Below are 16,879 nucleotides of genomic sequence, written 5' to 3'. Positions count from 1 at the left end.
CACACCTGTTTCCGGGTGTGGATGGGTGGGGTGTGGGCTGTCGGCTTGTCTGCCGCCGGCCCTTTTTCTTTTGTGGGGCGATGGCGCCACCCGCACGCCGAGGGGTATTCGGCCTGGTGCCGACTGGAGAGGCTTCGCGGGCGCGGGCACCAGAGCCGTCGGACCTGGGTCCTGTCGAGATCAAGTGGCCCCAGCTAGATGGACGTCCTACTGTCGGGGGACGGAACATCAGTGGGCGCGGGCCGGGGGGTCCTGCCCGGGCTGACCGGGAGGTGCCGCGATGCCATCGGTCCAGATGCCATCGGTCGAGCAGAGCACTGCGCCCGCGGCGGTGAGCGCGTCCGGTCGAGCGGTGGCCGGGCGACCCGCGGCGGCGCGGACGGGCCTGCACGTGCCGGTCCATCCGGTGCGGATCGTGACGGCGGCGGCACTGTTCGACGGACATGATGCGGCGATCAACATCATGCGTCGGCTGCTGCAGGCCCAGGGCGCCGAGGTCGTGCACCTCGGGCATGACCGCAGTGTGGAGGATGTGGTGACCGCCGCCGTCCAGGAGGACGTGCAGGGGGTGGCGGTGTCGTCCTATCAGGGCGGACACGTCGAGTACTTCAGCTATCTGGTGCAGCGTCTGCGGGAGTGCGGCGCCGGTGACGTCCGGGTGTTCGGCGGTGGCGGCGGGGTGATCGTGCCGGCCGAGATCGAGCTGCTTCAGTCGCGTGGCGTCACGCGCATCTTCTCCCCGGCGGATGGTCAGGCCATGGGGCTGGCCGCGATGATCAACAGCATCATCCGGGTGTGTGATGTGGACCTGGCGGCGCGGGGGCCGAAGCTCGAGGAGGTCGTGGGCGGCGGGCAGTATGCCTTGGCGCGGGCGATCACCGTGCTCATGTCGCGGCGACAGGCGGCGGACGGCGAGGCGGGCGAGCTCGCGACGGCGCTGTGGGCGCAGGCCCTGCGCCGTCCGCCGATGCCGGTACTGGGGATCACCGGTACCGGGGGGTCGGGGAAGTCCTCGCTCACCGATGAACTGCTCCGACGGTTCCAGCTGGACCAGGGCGGTCGGCTGCGGATCGCGGTACTCGCGATCGATCCGTCCCGGCGCCGCGGCGGCGGCGCGCTGCTCGGTGACCGCATCCGGATGAACTCGCTCATGGGCGACGAGCCGGTGTTCTTCCGGTCACTGGCGACCCGCGGGGCCGGCAGCGAGGTGCCCGTGCCGGTACGCGACAGCATCGTCGCCTGCCGGGCGGCCGGTTATGACCTGGTGATTCTCGAGACTCCGGGGATCGGCCAGGGGGATGCGGCCGTCGCCGAACACAGCGATGTCTCGCTGTACGTGATGACTCCGGAGTACGGCGCGCCGTCCCAGCTGGAAAAGATCGAGATGCTGGATGTGGCGGACGTGGTCGCGGTGAACAAGTTCGAGCGCCGTGGGGCGCAGGACGCGCGCCGCGACGTCGCCCGGCAGCTGCTGCGCAACCGGGAGGTGTTCGACCAGGGCTGGGAGGACATGCCGGTCTTCGGGACCTCCGCCGCGCGTTTCCACGACGACGGTGTGACGGCCCTTTACCAGCATCTGGTCGTGCTGTTGCGGGAGCGGGGCCTGGCCACCGAACCGGGCGCGCTGGACCGCGTCGGGAACCGCGCGTCCCAGGGACTACGCACCCTCATTCCCGCCAGCCGAGCCCGCTATCTGGCGGAGATCGCCGAGACAGTCCGGGACTATCATGCGCAGACACAGCGCAATGCCCAGCTGGCCCGGCGTCGCCAACATCTGGCCACCGCCGAAGACGCCCTGCGCGAGTCCACCGCCACACCGACGCTCACACCCATGACCATGACCGAGCGGACGGCCACGGGTGAGCTCGTGGTTTCGGCGGCGGCGGCGGACCGGGTGCGGCAGCTGCGCGAACAGGCCGACGCGGAGCTGGCGCCGTGGGCCCGGGAACTGCTCGTCCAGTGGCCGCGGACGGTGGCGGCGCGAAAGGCAGACGAACTCGTCTACCAGGTGCGCGGACGGGACATCCCGACACCGTTGTGGCGGACCACGCTGTCCGGTAGCCGGATTCCACGGGTGGCGGTACCCGACATCGACGATGACGCCCGACTGCTGCGTTTTCTGCGCCGGGAGAACCTGCCGGGGGCGTTTCCCTACACGGCCGGGTGCTATCCGCTGCGACGGGTCGGTGAGGCCCCGGCGCGGATGTTCGCCGGGGAGGGTGATCCGGCGCGGACCAACCGCCGGTTCCACCTGCTGTCCGCCGGGTCACCGGCCACCCGGCTGTCCACCGCGTTCGACTCGGTCACGCTGTACGGGCGGGATCCCGCGGCCCGGCCGGACATCTACGGCAAGATCGGTACCTCGGGGGTGTCGGTCGCCACGCTGGACGACATGAAGGGCCTGTTCGACGGCTTCGACCTGTGTGATCCGTCGACGAGCGTGTCCATGACGATCAATGGTCCGGCGCCGGCGATCCTCGCCATGTTCCTCACCACCGCGATCGACCAGCAACTGGACGGGTTCACCCGCACGCAGGGACGCGAGCCGTCCGTCGCCGAGCGGGAGCGGATCACCGCGCGGGCTCTGACCACCGTGCGTGGCACGGTGCAGGCCGACATCCTCAAGGAGGATCAGGGCCAGAACACCTGCATCTTCTCGACCGACTTCGCCCTGCGGGCGATGGCGGACGTGCAGGAGTGGTTCATCGCCCACGAGGTGCGCAACTTCTACTCGGTCTCCATCTCCGGCTATCACATCGCGGAGGCCGGAGCCAACCCCATCACCCAGCTCGCGTTCACGTTGGCAAACGGATTCACCTACGTCGAGGCCTATCTCGCCCGGGGTATGGGCATCGACGAGTTCGCCCCGAACCTGTCGTTCTTCTTTTCCAACGGAATGGACGCGGAGTACACCGTGATCGGACGGGTGGCCCGCCGCCTGTGGGCGATCGCGCTGCGCGAACGGTACGGGGCCAGCGAACGATCCCAGATGCTCAAATACCACGTCCAGACCTCGGGGCGTTCGCTGCACGCGCAGGAGATGGACTTCAACGACATCCGGACCACGCTGCAGGCGTTGTGCGCGCTCTACGACAACTGCAACAGCCTGCACACCAACGCCTACGACGAGGCGGTGACCACACCCACCCCGAGCTCGGTGCGCCGGGCCCTGGCCATCCAGATGATCATCAATCAGGAATGGGGCCTGTCGGCCAACGAGAATCCGCTGCAGGGCTCGTTCGCGGTGGAGGAACTCACCGATCTCGTGGAGGAGGCGGTCCTCGCCGAGTTCGAACGGATCAGCGACCGCGGTGGGGTGCTCGGGGCGATGGAAACCGGTTACCAGCGCGGCCGGATCCAGGATGAGTCGATGCTCTATGAGCGGCGCAAGCACGACGGCACGCTGCCCATCGTCGGGGTCAACACCTTTCAGGCTCCCACCCGCGCCGCCGGTGGCAACGGTGGTGACGACCCGGACGGGGCAGGCGGGGATGCTGGTGCCGGCGGCGCCGAGGGTGGTGATGCGGCGGGTGGACGCCCGTTGGAACTCGCCCGTGCCACCGAACAGGAGAAGCGCTCCCAGCTCGCCCGGCTGACCGCCTTCCAGCAGCGCCACGCGGCCGCCTCCCCGCCGGCCCTGGCCGAACTGCGGGCCGCCGCCGCGGGTGGCGGAAATGTCTTCGCCACGCTGATGAACACGATACGGGTGTGTTCGCTCGGTCAGATCACCGAAGCGTTCTTCGAGGCTGGTGGTCAATATCGCAGAAATATATGAATTTAGTCACCGAGCGCTTCAGGGGTGCGACGCGCAATGCTCGGACACGGCTGAATCTTTGCCTACGCGTCCGTCCTGGGGTGCAATGGACGCTGACCGTCGGCCGTGACGGTCCCCGACCGGCGGTCGGGCGGGAGACGTCCCCCCACACGCAGGAGCGACCGAAGCCGTGGCCACCCCCAAACCGCTGCCCACTGATCCGATCGCGGAGGCCCAGCGGCACTGGGTCGCCCACGGATGGGGCGAGGTCGCGGATGGCATGGCTGCGGTGACCTCCCTGATGCGGGCGCAGCAGATCGTGCTGGCCCGGGTCGACGAGGTCCTGCGCCCCCTGGATCTGACCTTCGCCCGCTACGAGCTGCTGATGCTGTTGTTGTTCTCCCGGCGCGGCTCGCTGCCCCTGAACAAGATCGGGAGCCGGCTTCAGGTCCATCCGACCAGCGTCACCAGCGCCGTCGACCGGTTGGAGGCGCGCGGGCAGGTGCGGCGCAACCCCCATCCGACCGACCGGCGGGCGATCCTGGCCGAGATCACCGAGGAGGGGCGGGCCACGGCGCTGGCGGCGACCGAGAAGCTCAACGACACCGTCTTCGCGGACCCAGGCCTCGGCGACGGCGGAATCCGCACCCTGAACTCCCTGCTCACCGACCTGCGCCGTGCCGCCGGCGACTTCTGAACCGCCGCGGCCGTTACCCGCGTTCATGCGGGTCCGGGCCGATCCGGACCTGATGGAGCTGACTCCCGCGACCGACACCGGTGCCGGCGCCGAGGGTGCTGGGGGCGGGGATGGCGGGTTGGTCCTGTTGGGCGGGTCGCCGCTGCGCCTGTTCACGTTGTCCGCTGGCGGACGGCGGGCCTTCCTCGCCCTACGTGACGGTGCGACCGTCGGGGCGGCGGGGCCCGGGGCGGGGCAGCTCGCCCGTCGGCTGGTCGAGGCCGGCCTGCTCCATCCCCTGGCACCGGTCGCACCGGCGCGGGGCTCGAGCCGGGAACGGATCACCGCTGTCGTGCCGGTGCGCGACGGCGCCGGGCTGATCGGCCCGCTCGTGCGCACGCTGCGCGTCCACTGTGCGGAGGTCGTCGTCGTCGACGACGGCTCCCGGGACGCCACCGCCGCCGAGGCCACCGCGGCCGGTGCGCGGGTCCTGCGCCACGACCACGCGCGGGGGCCCGCCGCCGCGCGGACCACGGGTACCCGGGCGGCCCGAACCGACCTGGTCGCCTTCTGCGACGTCGACGTCGAACCCACCCCCGACTGGCTGGACCGGCTCGTGGCGCACCTGGTCGACGCCCAGGTCGTCGCGGCCGCGCCGCGGGTCGCCTCCCCGGTCGCGGCCGGGCGTCCGGCGAGCCTGCGGGAACGGTACGAGGCCGATCACTCGCCGCTCGATCTCGGCCCTCGCCCGGCGCCGGTCCAGCCGGGTTCCCGGGTGTCCTATGTGCCGACCGCGGCGCTGCTCATCCGCCGGGAGCAGGTCGACTTCGACCCGTCGCTGCGCTACGGCGAGGACGTCGACCTGGTCTGGCGGCTGCTGGGGGCCGGGCAGGCGCTGCGGTACGAGCCGAGCGCCGTCGTCTGTCACCAGCCGCGCGCGTCCTGGTCGGGGTGGGCGCGGCAGCGTTACGACTACGGCTCGTCCGCGGCGTCGCTGGCTCGGCGCCATCCGGGGCTGCTGCGTCCCTCCGGCGCGGCCGCGGCGACCATGCTGCTCACCGGCCTGCTCGCGGCGCAGCGCGGCCGGATCGGGGTGGGCCTGGCCGGGCCCGTCGCCCTGGTGGCCGCGGCCCGCACGGGGCTGCGGCTCTCGCGTCGGCTGGCGCGGGTGGACCGGAGGGCCGGCGCGGTGCTGACGCTGACCGGGCGGCAACGCCGCCGCGCGCTTGTGTTCGCCGCCGAGACCACGCGACGGACCTGGCTCCCGGTGCTGGCCGGCGCCGCCCTGGCCGGTGTCGCACTGCCCGGCACCGGTGGCGCCCGGGTGCGGCGGGCGTCCGGCGTGGTGCTCGTCGCGGTGGCGCTGCCGTTGGTGGGGGACTGGTGGGAGCGGCGGCCCGCGGTCGGGCTGGTTCCCTACGTGCTGCTGCGGCTGGCCGACGACGGCGCCTACTGCGTCGGGGTGTGGGCCGGCTGCCTGACGCAGCGCAGCGCCGCGCCGTTGCTGCCGGTTCGTCCGTCGATGCCCGGCTGGTGGCGGTCGTCCCGGGCGCGGCGGTCGTCCTGGGCGCACTGGTCACGTCGGTCGGGTCGGGCCACGGTGTGATCGACAGATCCACGTGGAACAGTTCGGCCCGACTACCCTGTTTCTCTGTGACCTACCTCGACCATGCGGCGACGACGCCGATGCGGCCGGAAGCGCTCGCCGTGTACACCGCGGTGCTCGCTGACACCGGCAATGCCTCGTCGTTGCATGCCAGCGGCCGCCGCGCGCGCCGGGTCGTCGAGGAATCGAGGGAGGCGCTGGCCGCCGAACTCGGTGCCCGGCCGTCCGACGTGGTGTTCACCGCCGGCGGCACGGAAGGTGACAACCTGGCGCTCAAGGGCCTGTACTGGGCGCGCCGCGCGGCGGATCCGGCGCGGCGGCGCATCCTGGTCAGCGCGGTGGAGCACCGGGCGGTCCTGGACACCGTCGACTGGCTCGGTGCCACCCAGGGCGCCCAGGTGGAACTGCTCGACGTCGACGAGGTCGGCCTGGTGCATCCGAGCACCCTGGAGGCCGCGATCGCGCGGGACCCCGCCGGTGTCGCCGTCGTGTCGGTGATGTGGGCGAACAGCGAGGTCGGGACGGTCCAGCCGGTCGCCCGGCTCGCCGCCGTCGCGCACCGTTACGGGGTGCCGTTCCACACCGACGCGGTGCAGGCCTTCGGGCAGATCCCGGTCGCCGTCGGCGAGGACGGTCCCGACGCGATCACCGTCTCGGCGCACAAGATCGGCGGTCCGGTCGGGGTGGGCGCGCTGGTCGTGCGGCGCGGACTCCTGCTCGAACCGCACACGCACGGCGGTGGTCAGGAACGTGACATCCGGTCCGGGACGTTGAACACCGCGGGAGTCGCGGCGTTCGCGGCGGCGGCGGGTGTGGCGTGCGCGCAGTCGCCGGTCGAGGCCGGGCGGCTCGCGGCGCTGCGCGACGATCTGGTGTACCGGGTCCGAGCGCAGGTGCCGACGGCCGTCCTCAACGGCCCGCCGCTGGACCGTCCCGGCGGGGTCGACCCGCTGCGGCGACTGCCCGGCAACGCCCACCTGAGCTTCCCCGGCTGCGAGGGAGACTCGCTGCTGATGCTGCTCGACGCCCGCGGCATCGAATGCTCCACCGGTTCGGCGTGCTCGGCGGGAGTGGCGCGGCCCTCGCACGTGTTGTTGGCGATGGGCGCCAGCGACCATCACGCCCGGGGTTCGCTGCGGTTCACCCTCGGCCACACCTCGCGGGCCGCCGACATCGACGCGCTCGTCGAGGCGATCGGCCCGGCGGCCGAACGGGCCGGCCGGGCGGCGTTGGCCGGAACATCCGGCGTCTGACGATGTCGGACGCGCGGACGTGAGCTGGCCGGCCGGGAACGGATCGGACGGACAGCAGGACGCAACGGGAGAGGCGGTGGCTGGGATGCGGGTACTTGCGGCGATGTCCGGTGGGGTGGACTCCGCGGTCGCGGCCGCCCGCGCCGTCGACGCGGGCCACGAGGTCACGGGTGTACATCTGGCGTTGTCGCGGTCGCCGGCGTCCGACCGGACGGGGGCGCGCGGCTGCTGCACCCTCGAGGACGCCCGCGACGCCCGTCGGGCGGCCGACGTGCTGGGCATCCCGTTCTACGTGTGGGACCTCGCCGAACGGTTCGAGACCGACGTCATCGACGAGTTCGTCGCCTCCTACGCGGCCGGACGCACCCCGAACCCCTGCGTGCGCTGCAACGAGCGGATCAAGTTCGCCGCCGTGCTCGACCGCGCCCTGGCCCTCGGTTTCGACGCGGTCGTCACCGGTCACCACGCCCGCCTCGACGCCGACGGCACGCTGCGTCGCTCGGTCGACCCCGGCAAGGACCAGTCCTACGTGCTCGGGACGCTACGACCCGCGCAGCTCGCCGCCGCCCGCTTCCCGCTGGGTGACTCGACCAAGGCGCAGGTCCGCGTCGAGGCGGCCGCCCGTGGACTCGCCGTCGCAGACAAGCCCGACAGCCATGACATCTGCTTCATCGCCGACGGTGACACCGGCGGATGGCTGCGCGACCGGCTCGGCTCGCGCCCCGGACCCATCCGTGACGCCGAGACGGGTGCCACCCTCGGCGCCCACGACGGGACCTTCGCCTTCACCGTCGGCCAGCGCCGCGGCCTGCGTCTGGGCCAGCCCGCACCGGACGGCCGACCCCGCTACGTCCTCGACATCTCCCCGGCGACCAGCACCGTCACCGTCGGCCCGGCCGAGGCCCTCGACGTCCACCAGCTCGTCGCCGATCGCGCGGCCTGGCCGCACGAGGGAGTCCTCACCTGCCAGGCCCAGGTCCGGGCGCACGGCGGGGTCGTCCCCGCCGAGGCGGAGGGCCGCGGCGACGCGCTCATCGTGACGCTGGGCGCCCCTGTCCGGGGAACCGCCCCCGGCCAGGCCGTCATCCTGTACGACGGCGACCGTGTCCTCGGCGGCGGCCACATCCGCACCACGTCCGGCTGACCCGCCTCCACCGTCCCACCCCGCGCCACCCCACGCATCCCACGTCGCGTCGCCCCGGGAGAGCGGGTGGGGTTCGGCGCGCGGGGGCCGGTGGGCGACGGTCAGGGGTGCGTCGCGTCGGCCAGAATGGCCGTATGCGGAGATCGGACGCCTACCCCGTGGCCGGGTGCGGCGGCGTCGACTCCGCGCAGGGTTGAGGCGCCGTGACGGGCCGAGGCATGGAGCAGGGCCGGTGTGTGGAGCAGGGGCAGAACGTGCAGCAGGACCGAAGCACGCAGCAGGACCGGAACATCGAGCGGGAGCGGAACGCGAAGCAGGGCCGGAACGAGGAGCGGAACGCGGAGCGGGGCCGGAACGCGGAGCGGGACCGGGACGAGGAGCCGGGCCGGAACGCGGAGCGGGACGCGACGGCGGGTGCGGCCGGGTCGTTGTGGCCGCTGGGGGCGGCGACGGGGGTCGGGTCGCTGCCCGGCACCGACGCTGCCGAGGCGCAGAAGCTGGTGTTCGACGAGTTGCCGGATCTGCCGCACCTGCCGGAGCTGCCGGAGCGCGGGCCGGGCGCGGGGCTCCTCGGGCGTAGTGGCGCGATCCTGCTGGAGCTGCCGGTCGATCTGCAGCCGGCGGGGTGGCGGCTGGTGCCGCGGGTGGGCATGGACCTGCGCCGCGCCCGGGATCTGCTCGTCCGTGACCTGGATGCGCTGGTGGAGACCGCGGCCGGCTACACCGGGCCGTTCAAGATCGCGGTTGCCGGACCCTGGACGTTGGCGGCCCAGCTCGAGCTGCCCCGGGGCCACAAGGCGCTCTCGGACGTCGGAGCCACCCGCGAGATCGCCGAGTCGTTGGCGGCGGGCCTCGGCGAGCATCTGAAGGAGGTGGCCAGTCGGGTGCCGGGGGCGAAGCTGATCGTCCAGCTTGACGAGCCGTCGCTGCCGGCGGTGCTGGCCGGTCGGGTCCGCACGCCCAGTGGCTTCTCGGTGCTGCGGGCGGTCGAGGACGGCCTGGCCGCCACGCGGCTGCGTGCGGTCGCCGACGCGGCCCGGGCGTCCGGTGCGGTCGGGGTGGGGGTGCACTGCTGCGCGCCGTCGGTGCCGTTCGCGACCCTGCAGTCGGCGGGGGCGGACTTCATCGGCGTGGACGCGGCGCTGCTCACCTGGGCCGAGGACGATCTGATCGGCGAATACGTGGACGCGGGTGGGCGGCTCATCGCCGGGATCGTGTCGACGGCCGCCGCGACGGCGGAACTGTCGGACGTCCGTCGTAGCGTCGAATCCGTCATCGCACTGTGGAACCGGCTGGGCTTCCGGCCGGAGCAGCTCGGGGAGGTGGTCGCCGTGGCACCCGCGTGTGGGTTGGTCGGTTTCGGCGCGGAGACGGCGCGAGCGGTCCTGCGGCACTGTCGTCAGGCCGGTCGCGTGTTGGTGGACGCGCCGGCATGAGCACGTCCGCGCCAGGTGAGGCGTCTCCGGCGAAGGCAGGTCCCGCGGCGGCGGAGACGGCCACGGTGACCGGGGCGGCTGAGGCGGCCGGGGCGCCGCAGCGGGCTCGGGCGGCCGAACTCGCGCAGGAGCTGGAGGAGCACGCCTACCGGTACTACGTGCTGGACGCGCCGACCGTCGCCGACGCCGAGTACGACGCGCTGATGCGGGAGCTGACGGCGCTCGAGGAGCGCCATCCCGACCTGCGCACGCCGGATTCGCCGACGCAGAAGGTCGCCGGGGCGTACTCGACCCTGTTCACCCCGGTCGAGCACCTGGAGCGGCTGCTCTCGCTGGACAACGTCTTCGACGACGACGAGTTCCACCAGTGGGCGGCGCGGGCGGCGCGCGAGAGCGAGGTCGCCGCCTGGCTGTGCGAGCTGAAGATCGACGGGCTGGCGGTCGATCTCGTCTATGCCGACGGGCGGCTGGTGCGGGCGGCGACCCGTGGGGACGGTCGCACGGGGGAGGACATCACCCCCAACATCCGGACGTTGGCGCGGGTGCCGACCCGGCTGCGCGGGCCGGCGGTGCCGGAGCTGCTCGAGGTGCGCGGTGAGGTGTTCTTCCCCACGGCGCGGTTCGCCGAGCTCAACGCCTCGCTGGTCGAAAGCGGCGAGAAGCCGTTCGCCAATCCGCGCAACGCCGCCTCGGGCTCGCTGCGGCAGAAGGACCCGCGGGTCACCGCCTCCCGCTCGCTCGACATGATCGTTCACGGGCTGGGGGCGCACCGCGGCTTCCAGGCCAACTCCCAGTCCGGCGCCTACGCCCGGTTCGCCGAGCTGGGGCTGCCGGTGTCCACCCGCTTCGAGGTGTTCCCCGCCGTCTCCGACGTGCTGGGGTACCTGCACCGCTGGGGGCAGGCCCGCCACGACGTGGAACACGAGATCGACGGGGTGGTCGTCAAGGTCGACGCGTTCGCTCTGCAACGTCGGCTCGGGTCGACGTCCAAGGCGCCGCGCTGGGCGGTCGCGTTCAAGTACCCGCCGGAAGAGGTCACCACGAAGCTGCTGAACATCCGGGTGAACGTGGGGCGCACCGGGCGGGTGACGCCGTTCGGTGAGCTCGAGCCGGTACTGGTCGCCGGGTCCACGGTCGGGCTCGCCACGTTGCACAACATCGACGAGGTGGGCCGCAAGGGCGTGCTCATCGGCGACACCATCGTGCTGCGCAAGGCCGGCGACGTCATCCCGGAGATCGTCGGCCCGGTCGTCGACCTGCGTGATGGCAGCGAGCGGGCGTTCGTCATGCCCACCCACTGCCCGGAGTGCGGCACCGCCCTGGTCCGGCCCGAGGGTGATGTGGACATCCGGTGCCCCAACACCGAAGCCTGCCCGGCGCAGCTGCGGGAGGCGATCTTCCATCTGGCGTCCCGGGGGGCGCTGGACATCGACGGCCTGGGCTACGAGACGGCGGTCGCGTTGCTCGAGGCCGGCCGGGTGCACGACATCGGTGACGTGTTCCACCTGGGGCCCGAGTCGTTCGAGGGGCTGCGCGGCTTCGCCCAGAAGAAGATCGACAAGATTCTTGCCGGGGTCGAGGCGGCCCGGCACCGTCCGTTGTGGCGGCTGCTGGTCGGCCTGTCCATCCGGCACGTCGGCCCGGCCGCCGCCGGTGCGCTCGCCCGGGAGCTGCGCTCGCTCGACGCGATCGCGGCGGCTCCCGTCGAGGTCCTCGCCGCCGTCGACGGTGTCGGCCCGACGATCGCCCAGGCCGTGGTCGACTGGTTCGCCGACGAGCGCCACCGCGACGTCGTCGCCCGCCTCGGCGCCGGTGGGGCGTCGCTGGCCGACGTCGGCGCCGACACCGGTCCCCGACCCCTCGACGGCGTCTCCGTCGTCGTCACCGGCACCCTGGACGGCTGGAGCCGAGACAGCGCCACCGAGGCGGTGCAGTCCCGCGGTGGCAAGGTCACCGGCTCGGTGAGCAGGAAGACGGCGTTCGTCGTCGTGGGCGCCGACCCCGGAGCGTCCAAGTACGACAAGGCGCGCAGCCTGAAAGTGCCCGTCCTGGACGAGGCCGGCTTCGCCGTCCTGCTCGAGCGGGGCGTTGACGCCGCCCGCGCCGTCGCCGAACCCGTGGCCACCGACGGTTCCGCGGAACCGGCCGGCGCTGTGGTCACCGAGGGCGCTGTGGTCACCGAGGGTTCCGCGCCGGACGCTGGCGCCGGCTCGGGCTGATCCGCGGGCGCGGTGCGGCGGGGCCGGTTCAGTCGCGGCGGGCGAGCCGGGCGGCGATGCCGGAGAGGTGGGCGAGCCGGGCGATCTCCGAGGCGCGGAAGGCGGGGCCGCCGGGGCGTCCCAGCAGGATCACCAGCCGCGGGTGGCCGACCGGAGCGGCGGCCAGCGCCATGTCCACCGCCAGCCAGCGGGCGGGGAAGCCGCCCTCATCGGCCCGCACCGCCCGGGCCTGGGCCAGCGGCAGCCAGGGCAGCGCCAACCGGACCCGCTCGGGCACCCCCAGATCGCCCCCGCCGAGCACCGGCGCGCCCACTGACGACTCGCGAATCCGCACGTCATCGGCATCGAGATGCTCGAGCAGCACCGCCCAGTCGGCGTTGAACACACAGGGCGCGAGCCGGGCGAGTGTCGCCGGCGCCTGCTCGGGGTGCTCGGCCAGCGAGTCCGCGAGATCGAGGTCGCCCGCCACCGCCCGACCGTCCGCGAGGAACGGGCGCAGCGACTCGACCGTCACCCCGGGCACCGACAGCGCGGCACTCAGCGCCCGGTCCGCGAGACCACCCGGCGGCAGCACGAACAGCAGGTCATCGACGGCGCCCTCGGAGCTGCGCTCCACCACGGTGACACTCTGGATGTCGATACCGGCAGCGCCCAGCGCCGTCGCGACGGCCCCCAAGGTGCCCGGTCGGTCAGGCAGCACCACCCGCATCAGATACGACATGTAGCTGAGCATGCACAAAGAGCGTGTCGCTTGGATAGCCGATCGGTCACGCCGAGATGACGTGGCGCACCCCGGCAGGGGCGGCGAAACGCCAGGTCCGGCTCATGTCGGCGCCTGACGCGCCAGCCGGTGCCCGACGCCGTCGGCCGCACCGGGGGCGGGCGGAACCGGTTGCGGCTGTCGGGCCGTACGATGACATCACGCCGACGCGAGCATGACGCGCGGTCCTGGGTCCCGCTGCGATCGTCCCCGGCTCGAACCGGGAGAGGGTCCGGTCGGGAGCCGTTCGAGCCGGGAACCGGCCGGGGCCGCCGCGCCGCCCGCGGCACGCGTCCGTCCAGTCACGGGCCGCACGAGCCCACCGCCCACGAAGGGGCCGCACGCCATCATGGGGATCACGCGGGACGAGGTAGCCCATCTCGCCCGGCTGTCGCGGATGTCGGTGACCGACGCCGAGCTCGACGCACTGGCGCCGCAGCTCGAGGCGATTCTGTCGGCGGTGGCCAGGGTCTCCCAGGTCGCGGCGGCGGACATCCCGCCGACCAGCCACGCCGTGCCGTTGACGAACGTCCTGCGCCCGGACGTCGTCCGTCCGTCGCTGTCCGCCGAGGACGCCCTGGCCGGCGCCCCGGCCGCCGAGGACGGCCGCTTCCGGGTGCCCCGCATCCTTGATCCGGACGAGTGAGGTCGCCGCCCGCATGACCGACCATCCCACATCCCCCGTGTCCCAGCCGGCCAGCACCAGCGTGGGTGCGGCCGGGGGCGACGTGACCCGGCTGACGGCGGCGGCCACCGCGGCGGCGATCGCCGCGGGCGAGCTGTCCGCCGTCGAGGCGACCCAGGCGGCGCTCGAGCGGATCGCCAAGGTCGACGACACCATCCACGCCTTCCTGCACATCGACGGTGAGGGCGCGCTCGCCGCGGCCCGCCGGGTCGACCAGCGGCGTGCCGCCGGCGAGGCGCTCGGCCCGCTCGCCGGGGTCCCGCTCGCCCTCAAGGACGTGCTCGCCACCCGCGGCATGCCCACCACCTGCGGCAGCCGCATCCTCGAGGGGTGGCAGGCCCCGTACGACGCGACCGTCGTGACCCGGCTGCGTGCCGCCGACGTGGTGCTGCTCGGCAAGGCGAACATGGACGAGTTCGCCATGGGCTCCTCCACCGAGAACTCGGCCTACGGGCCGACCCGCAACCCGTGGGACACCACCCGCATCCCGGGTGGGTCCAGTGGTGGTAGCGCCGCGGCCGTCGCCGCCTTCGAGGCGCCGCTGGCGATCGGCACCGACACCGGCGGGTCGATCCGCCAGCCGGCCGCGGTGTGCGGGCTGGTCGGGGTGAAGCCGACCTACGGCGCGGTCAGCCGGTACGGGCTGGTCGCCTTCTCCAGTTCGCTGGACCAGGCCGGGCCGCTGGCGCGCACCGTCGGTGACGCGGCGCTGCTGCACGCGGCGATCGCCGGGCACGACGCACTCGACTCGACCAGCGTCGACGTGCCGGTGCCACCGGTGGTGGCCGCCGCCGCCCGCCGGGACGTGCGGGGAATGCGCGTCGGTGTGGTGCGGGAACTGTCCGGGGACGGCTACGACCCCGGGGTGCGGGCCGCCTTCGCCGCTGCCGTCGAGACGCTGACCGAGCTCGGCGCCGAGATCGTCGAGGTCAGCTGCCCGCACTTCACCTATGCGATGCCCGCCTACTACCTGATCGCGCCGAGTGAGTGCTCGTCGAACCTGGCCCGGTTCGACGCGATGCGTTTCGGGCTGCGTCTGGGCGACGACGGGCAGGCCGGCGCCGAGGAGGTCATGAGCCGCACCCGCGAGGCCGGTTTCGGCCCCGAGGTCAAGCGGCGCATCATCCTGGGCACCTACGCGCTGTCGTCGGGTTACTATGACGCCTACTACGGGCAGGCGCAGAAGGTCCGCACGCTCATCAGTCGCGACTTCGCCGCCGCCTACGAGCAGGTGGACGTGCTGATCTCGCCGACCACGCCGACACCGGCCTTCCCGATCGGCGCGAAGGTCGACGATCCGGTCGCGATGTACCTGTCGGACCTGTGCACGATCCCGTCGAACCTGGCCGGCGGCCCCGCGATGAGCCTGCCCGTCGGGCTCGCGGACGGCCTTCCCGTCGGCCTGCAGATCATGGCGCCGACCTTCGCCGACGACCGGCTCTACCGGGTCGGCGGCGCCCTGGAGGCGGCCCTCGACGACCGTCGCGGCCACCCGCTGCTCGACGAGGCACCGGCGCTGTGATCGCCGTGGCGAGTGGGGGAGACCGGCGATGGTGACGTTGCGCAGCCGCCGACAGGACCGGCTGCTCGTCGTCGTGGTGTGGCTGCTCACCGTGGTGGTGCTGGGGCTGGGCATCGCGACGGTCAATCCGATCCTGCTGCTGTGGGGTGTGATCGGCCTGCCGGGGGCGGTGTTCCTGACCCGCGTCCACCTGCGCGACACCCGTGGCGGCGGCGGCCCGGCCGGATCGTCCGACCCGGATGGGTCGTCGGGCACCGACGTCTCGTCCGACCAGACCCTCGAGGAGAACGACCGGTGAGCACCGCGGCTCCCACCAGCGCCCTGGCGTCCTACGACGATGCGATCGCCCGCTACGAGCCGGTGATCGGACTCGAGACGCACGTCGAACTCGGTACCGCCTCGAAGATGTTCTGTGGCTGTGCGACGGCGTTCGGCGCCGAGCCGAACACCCAGGTCTGCCCGGTGTGCCTGGGGCTGCCCGGGTCGCTGCCGGTCGTCAACGAGGCGGCGGTGCGGTTCGCCGTGCTGATCGGCCTGGCGCTGCACTGCGACATCGCGTCGTGGTGCCGGTTCGCCCGCAAGAACTACTTCTACCCGGACATGCCGAAGAACTTCCAGATCAGCCAGTACGACGAGCCGCTGTGCACGGACGGCTACCTCGACGTCGAGGTCGACGGTGAGATCCACCGGGTCGGCATCACCCGCGTCCACATGGAGGAGGACACCGGCAAGTCGCTGCACGTCGGTGGCTCCACCGGGCGCATCCACGGGGCGACCCACTCGCTGGTCGACTACAACCGGGCCGGCATCCCGCTGGTCGAGATCGTCACCGAGCCGGATGTCCGCTCGCCGGAGGTCGCCCGCGCCTACGTCGACGAACTGCGCGAGCTGATCCGCGCGCTGGGCGTGTCCGACGTCCGGATGGAACAGGGTTCGCTGCGCTGCGACGCGAACGTCTCACTGCGACGCCGGCCCGCGCCCGGCGAACCCGACGCGCCGTTCGGCACCCGCAGCGAGACGAAGAACCTCAACTCGCTGCGCTCGGTCGAACGCGCCGTGCGCTACGAGATCACCCGCCAGGCGACGCGGCTCGACGACGGCGAACGCATCGTCCAGGAGACCCGCCACTTCGACGAGAACGCCGGACGTACCTCGTCCGGCCGCTCGAAGGAGGAGGCGACCGACTACCGGTACTTCCCGGAGCCGGATCTCGCACCGCTGGCGCTGTCCGCCGAGTACGTCCAGACGCAGCGGGCGAGCCTGCCCGAACTGCCCGCGGCCCGGCGCACCCGCCTGATCGCCGAGCACGGCTACACGATCCGTGACCTGGTCGACATGCGTAACGCCGGCGTCCTGGACCTGGTCGAGCAGACGGTCGCGGCCGGCGCCGCGTCCCCGGTGGCCGCCCGCAAGTGGTGGCTCAACGAGCTGGCCCGCCGCGCCGCCGACGCCTCCCTCGCCCCGGCCGACCTCGCGATCACACCCGCCGACGTCGCCCGGATCACCGTGCTGATCGCCGCGGGCGAGCTCACCGACGCGCTGGCCCGCAAGGTCATCGACGGGGTGCTCGCCGGCGAGGGCACACCCGACGAGGTCGTCGCCGGCCGTGGTCTCGCGGTCGTCGCCGACGACGGCGCGCTCACCGCCGCCGTCGACGCGGCGATCGCCGGCGCCCCCGACATCGCCGAGAAGGTCCGCGGCGGCAAGCTGAACGCGGTGGGCCCACTGGTCGGCGCGGTCATGAAGGCGATGAAGGGCCAGGCCGACGCCGCCACCATTCGTGCGCTCCTGCTGGAGCGCCTCGGCGCGGCCTGACAGCGGTGT

The 16,879-nt window shown here is 72.9% G+C and carries 12 protein-coding genes; 11 read left to right on the top strand and 1 reads right to left on the bottom strand.

Annotation, left to right across the window (positions count from 1 at the left end; all coding sequences use genetic code 11):
• Positions 1 to 280: 280 nt before the first annotated feature.
• From icmF to ligA, 7 genes are all read left to right on the top strand, one after another.
• Positions 281 to 3,775 carry a fused isobutyryl-CoA mutase/GTPase IcmF gene (gene icmF / locus MXD61_RS13355; RefSeq protein WP_248813293.1) on the top strand — a complete coding sequence of 1,165 codons (3,495 nt, stop codon included), beginning with the start codon at positions 281 to 283 and terminating at the stop codon, positions 3,773 to 3,775.
• 169 nt (positions 3,776 to 3,944) lie between these two features.
• Positions 3,945 to 4,451, top strand: a complete 507-nt coding sequence (locus tag MXD61_RS13350) for a MarR family winged helix-turn-helix transcriptional regulator (protein ID WP_163549944.1) — start codon at positions 3,945 to 3,947, stop codon at positions 4,449 to 4,451.
• A gap of 52 nt (positions 4,452 to 4,503) precedes the next feature.
• Positions 4,504 to 6,036 carry a mycofactocin biosynthesis glycosyltransferase MftF gene (gene mftF / locus MXD61_RS13345; protein ID WP_248813291.1) on the top strand — a complete coding sequence of 511 codons (1,533 nt, stop codon included), beginning with the start codon at positions 4,504 to 4,506 and terminating at the stop codon, positions 6,034 to 6,036.
• A 47-nt stretch (positions 6,037 to 6,083) separates the two neighbouring features.
• Entirely contained in the window at positions 6,084 to 7,289 is a 1,206-nt protein-coding gene (locus MXD61_RS13340; protein ID WP_248813290.1) for a cysteine desulfurase family protein, read from the top strand.
• Positions 7,290 to 7,374: 85 nt separating this feature from the next.
• On the top strand, positions 7,375 to 8,433 hold the full coding sequence (gene mnmA, locus MXD61_RS13335; protein ID WP_248813289.1) for a tRNA 2-thiouridine(34) synthase MnmA: 1,059 nt from the start codon (positions 7,375 to 7,377) through the stop codon (positions 8,431 to 8,433).
• Between the two features lie 218 nt (positions 8,434 to 8,651).
• Positions 8,652 to 9,869: a methionine synthase gene (locus tag MXD61_RS13330; protein ID WP_248813288.1), complete on the top strand. Its 1,218-nt coding sequence runs from the start codon at positions 8,652 to 8,654 to the stop codon at positions 9,867 to 9,869.
• Positions 9,866 to 12,088, top strand: a complete 2,223-nt coding sequence (ligA, locus tag MXD61_RS13325; RefSeq protein ID WP_248813287.1) for an NAD-dependent DNA ligase LigA — start codon at positions 9,866 to 9,868, stop codon at positions 12,086 to 12,088. Before MXD61_RS13330 ends, ligA begins: the two co-directional genes overlap by 4 nt.
• Before the next feature lie 28 nt (positions 12,089 to 12,116).
• Here ligA and MXD61_RS13320 read toward each other — a convergent pair whose 3' ends face one another.
• Positions 12,117 to 12,821 (bottom strand): ACT domain-containing protein, encoded by a 705-nt coding sequence (locus MXD61_RS13320; protein WP_248813286.1) that lies wholly within the window; start codon positions 12,819 to 12,821, stop codon positions 12,117 to 12,119.
• Between the two features lie 376 nt (positions 12,822 to 13,197).
• On the opposite strand from MXD61_RS13320, the gene gatC reads away from it, so the two are divergent.
• From gatC to gatB, 4 genes are read left to right on the top strand one after another with little or no spacing between them, the layout of a single operon-like run.
• Positions 13,198 to 13,494, top strand: coding sequence for an Asp-tRNA(Asn)/Glu-tRNA(Gln) amidotransferase subunit GatC (gene gatC / locus MXD61_RS13315; protein WP_163548592.1), 297 nt, complete (start codon positions 13,198 to 13,200; stop codon positions 13,492 to 13,494).
• A gap of 13 nt (positions 13,495 to 13,507) precedes the next feature.
• Positions 13,508 to 15,055 (top strand): Asp-tRNA(Asn)/Glu-tRNA(Gln) amidotransferase subunit GatA, encoded by a 1,548-nt coding sequence (gene gatA / locus MXD61_RS13310; RefSeq protein ID WP_248813285.1) that lies wholly within the window; start codon positions 13,508 to 13,510, stop codon positions 15,053 to 15,055.
• 28 nt (positions 15,056 to 15,083) lie between these two features.
• Positions 15,084 to 15,353 carry a hypothetical protein gene (locus MXD61_RS13305; RefSeq protein ID WP_248813284.1) on the top strand — a complete coding sequence of 90 codons (270 nt, stop codon included), beginning with the start codon at positions 15,084 to 15,086 and terminating at the stop codon, positions 15,351 to 15,353.
• Positions 15,350 to 16,870: an Asp-tRNA(Asn)/Glu-tRNA(Gln) amidotransferase subunit GatB gene (gatB, locus tag MXD61_RS13300; RefSeq protein ID WP_248813283.1), complete on the top strand. Its 1,521-nt coding sequence runs from the start codon at positions 15,350 to 15,352 to the stop codon at positions 16,868 to 16,870. The genes MXD61_RS13305 and gatB overlap by 4 nt, the downstream gene beginning before the upstream one ends.
• Positions 16,871 to 16,879 lie beyond the last annotated feature (9 nt).

Source organism: Frankia sp. AgPm24 (assembly GCF_023243055.1).
GTDB lineage: Bacteria > Actinomycetota > Actinomycetes > Frankiales > Frankiaceae > Frankia > Frankia umida.
Note: the sequence above shows the minus strand (reverse complement) of the source record. Positions and strands in the feature narration are given on the sequence as shown.

What these genes read in the sequence shown, in the direction of transcription:
- gatC (WP_163548592.1), top strand. Translation starts at nt 13,198, where the DNA reads ATGGGGATCACGCGGGACGAGGTAGCCCATCTCGCCCGGCTGTCGCGG.
- MXD61_RS13320 (WP_248813286.1), bottom strand. Translation starts at nt 12,821, where the DNA reads ATGCTCAGCTACATGTCGTATCTGATGCGGGTGGTGCTGCCTGACCGA.
- mnmA (WP_248813289.1), top strand. Translation starts at nt 7,375, where the DNA reads ATGCGGGTACTTGCGGCGATGTCCGGTGGGGTGGACTCCGCGGTCGCG.
- icmF (WP_248813293.1), top strand. Translation starts at nt 281, where the DNA reads ATGCCATCGGTCCAGATGCCATCGGTCGAGCAGAGCACTGCGCCCGCG.
- mftF (WP_248813291.1), top strand. Translation starts at nt 4,504, where the DNA reads ATGGAGCTGACTCCCGCGACCGACACCGGTGCCGGCGCCGAGGGTGCT.
- gatA (WP_248813285.1), top strand. Translation starts at nt 13,508, where the DNA reads ATGACCGACCATCCCACATCCCCCGTGTCCCAGCCGGCCAGCACCAGC.
- ligA (WP_248813287.1), top strand. Translation starts at nt 9,866, where the DNA reads ATGAGCACGTCCGCGCCAGGTGAGGCGTCTCCGGCGAAGGCAGGTCCC.
- MXD61_RS13330 (WP_248813288.1), top strand. Translation starts at nt 8,652, where the DNA reads ATGGAGCAGGGCCGGTGTGTGGAGCAGGGGCAGAACGTGCAGCAGGAC.
- MXD61_RS13305 (WP_248813284.1), top strand. Translation starts at nt 15,084, where the DNA reads ATGGTGACGTTGCGCAGCCGCCGACAGGACCGGCTGCTCGTCGTCGTG.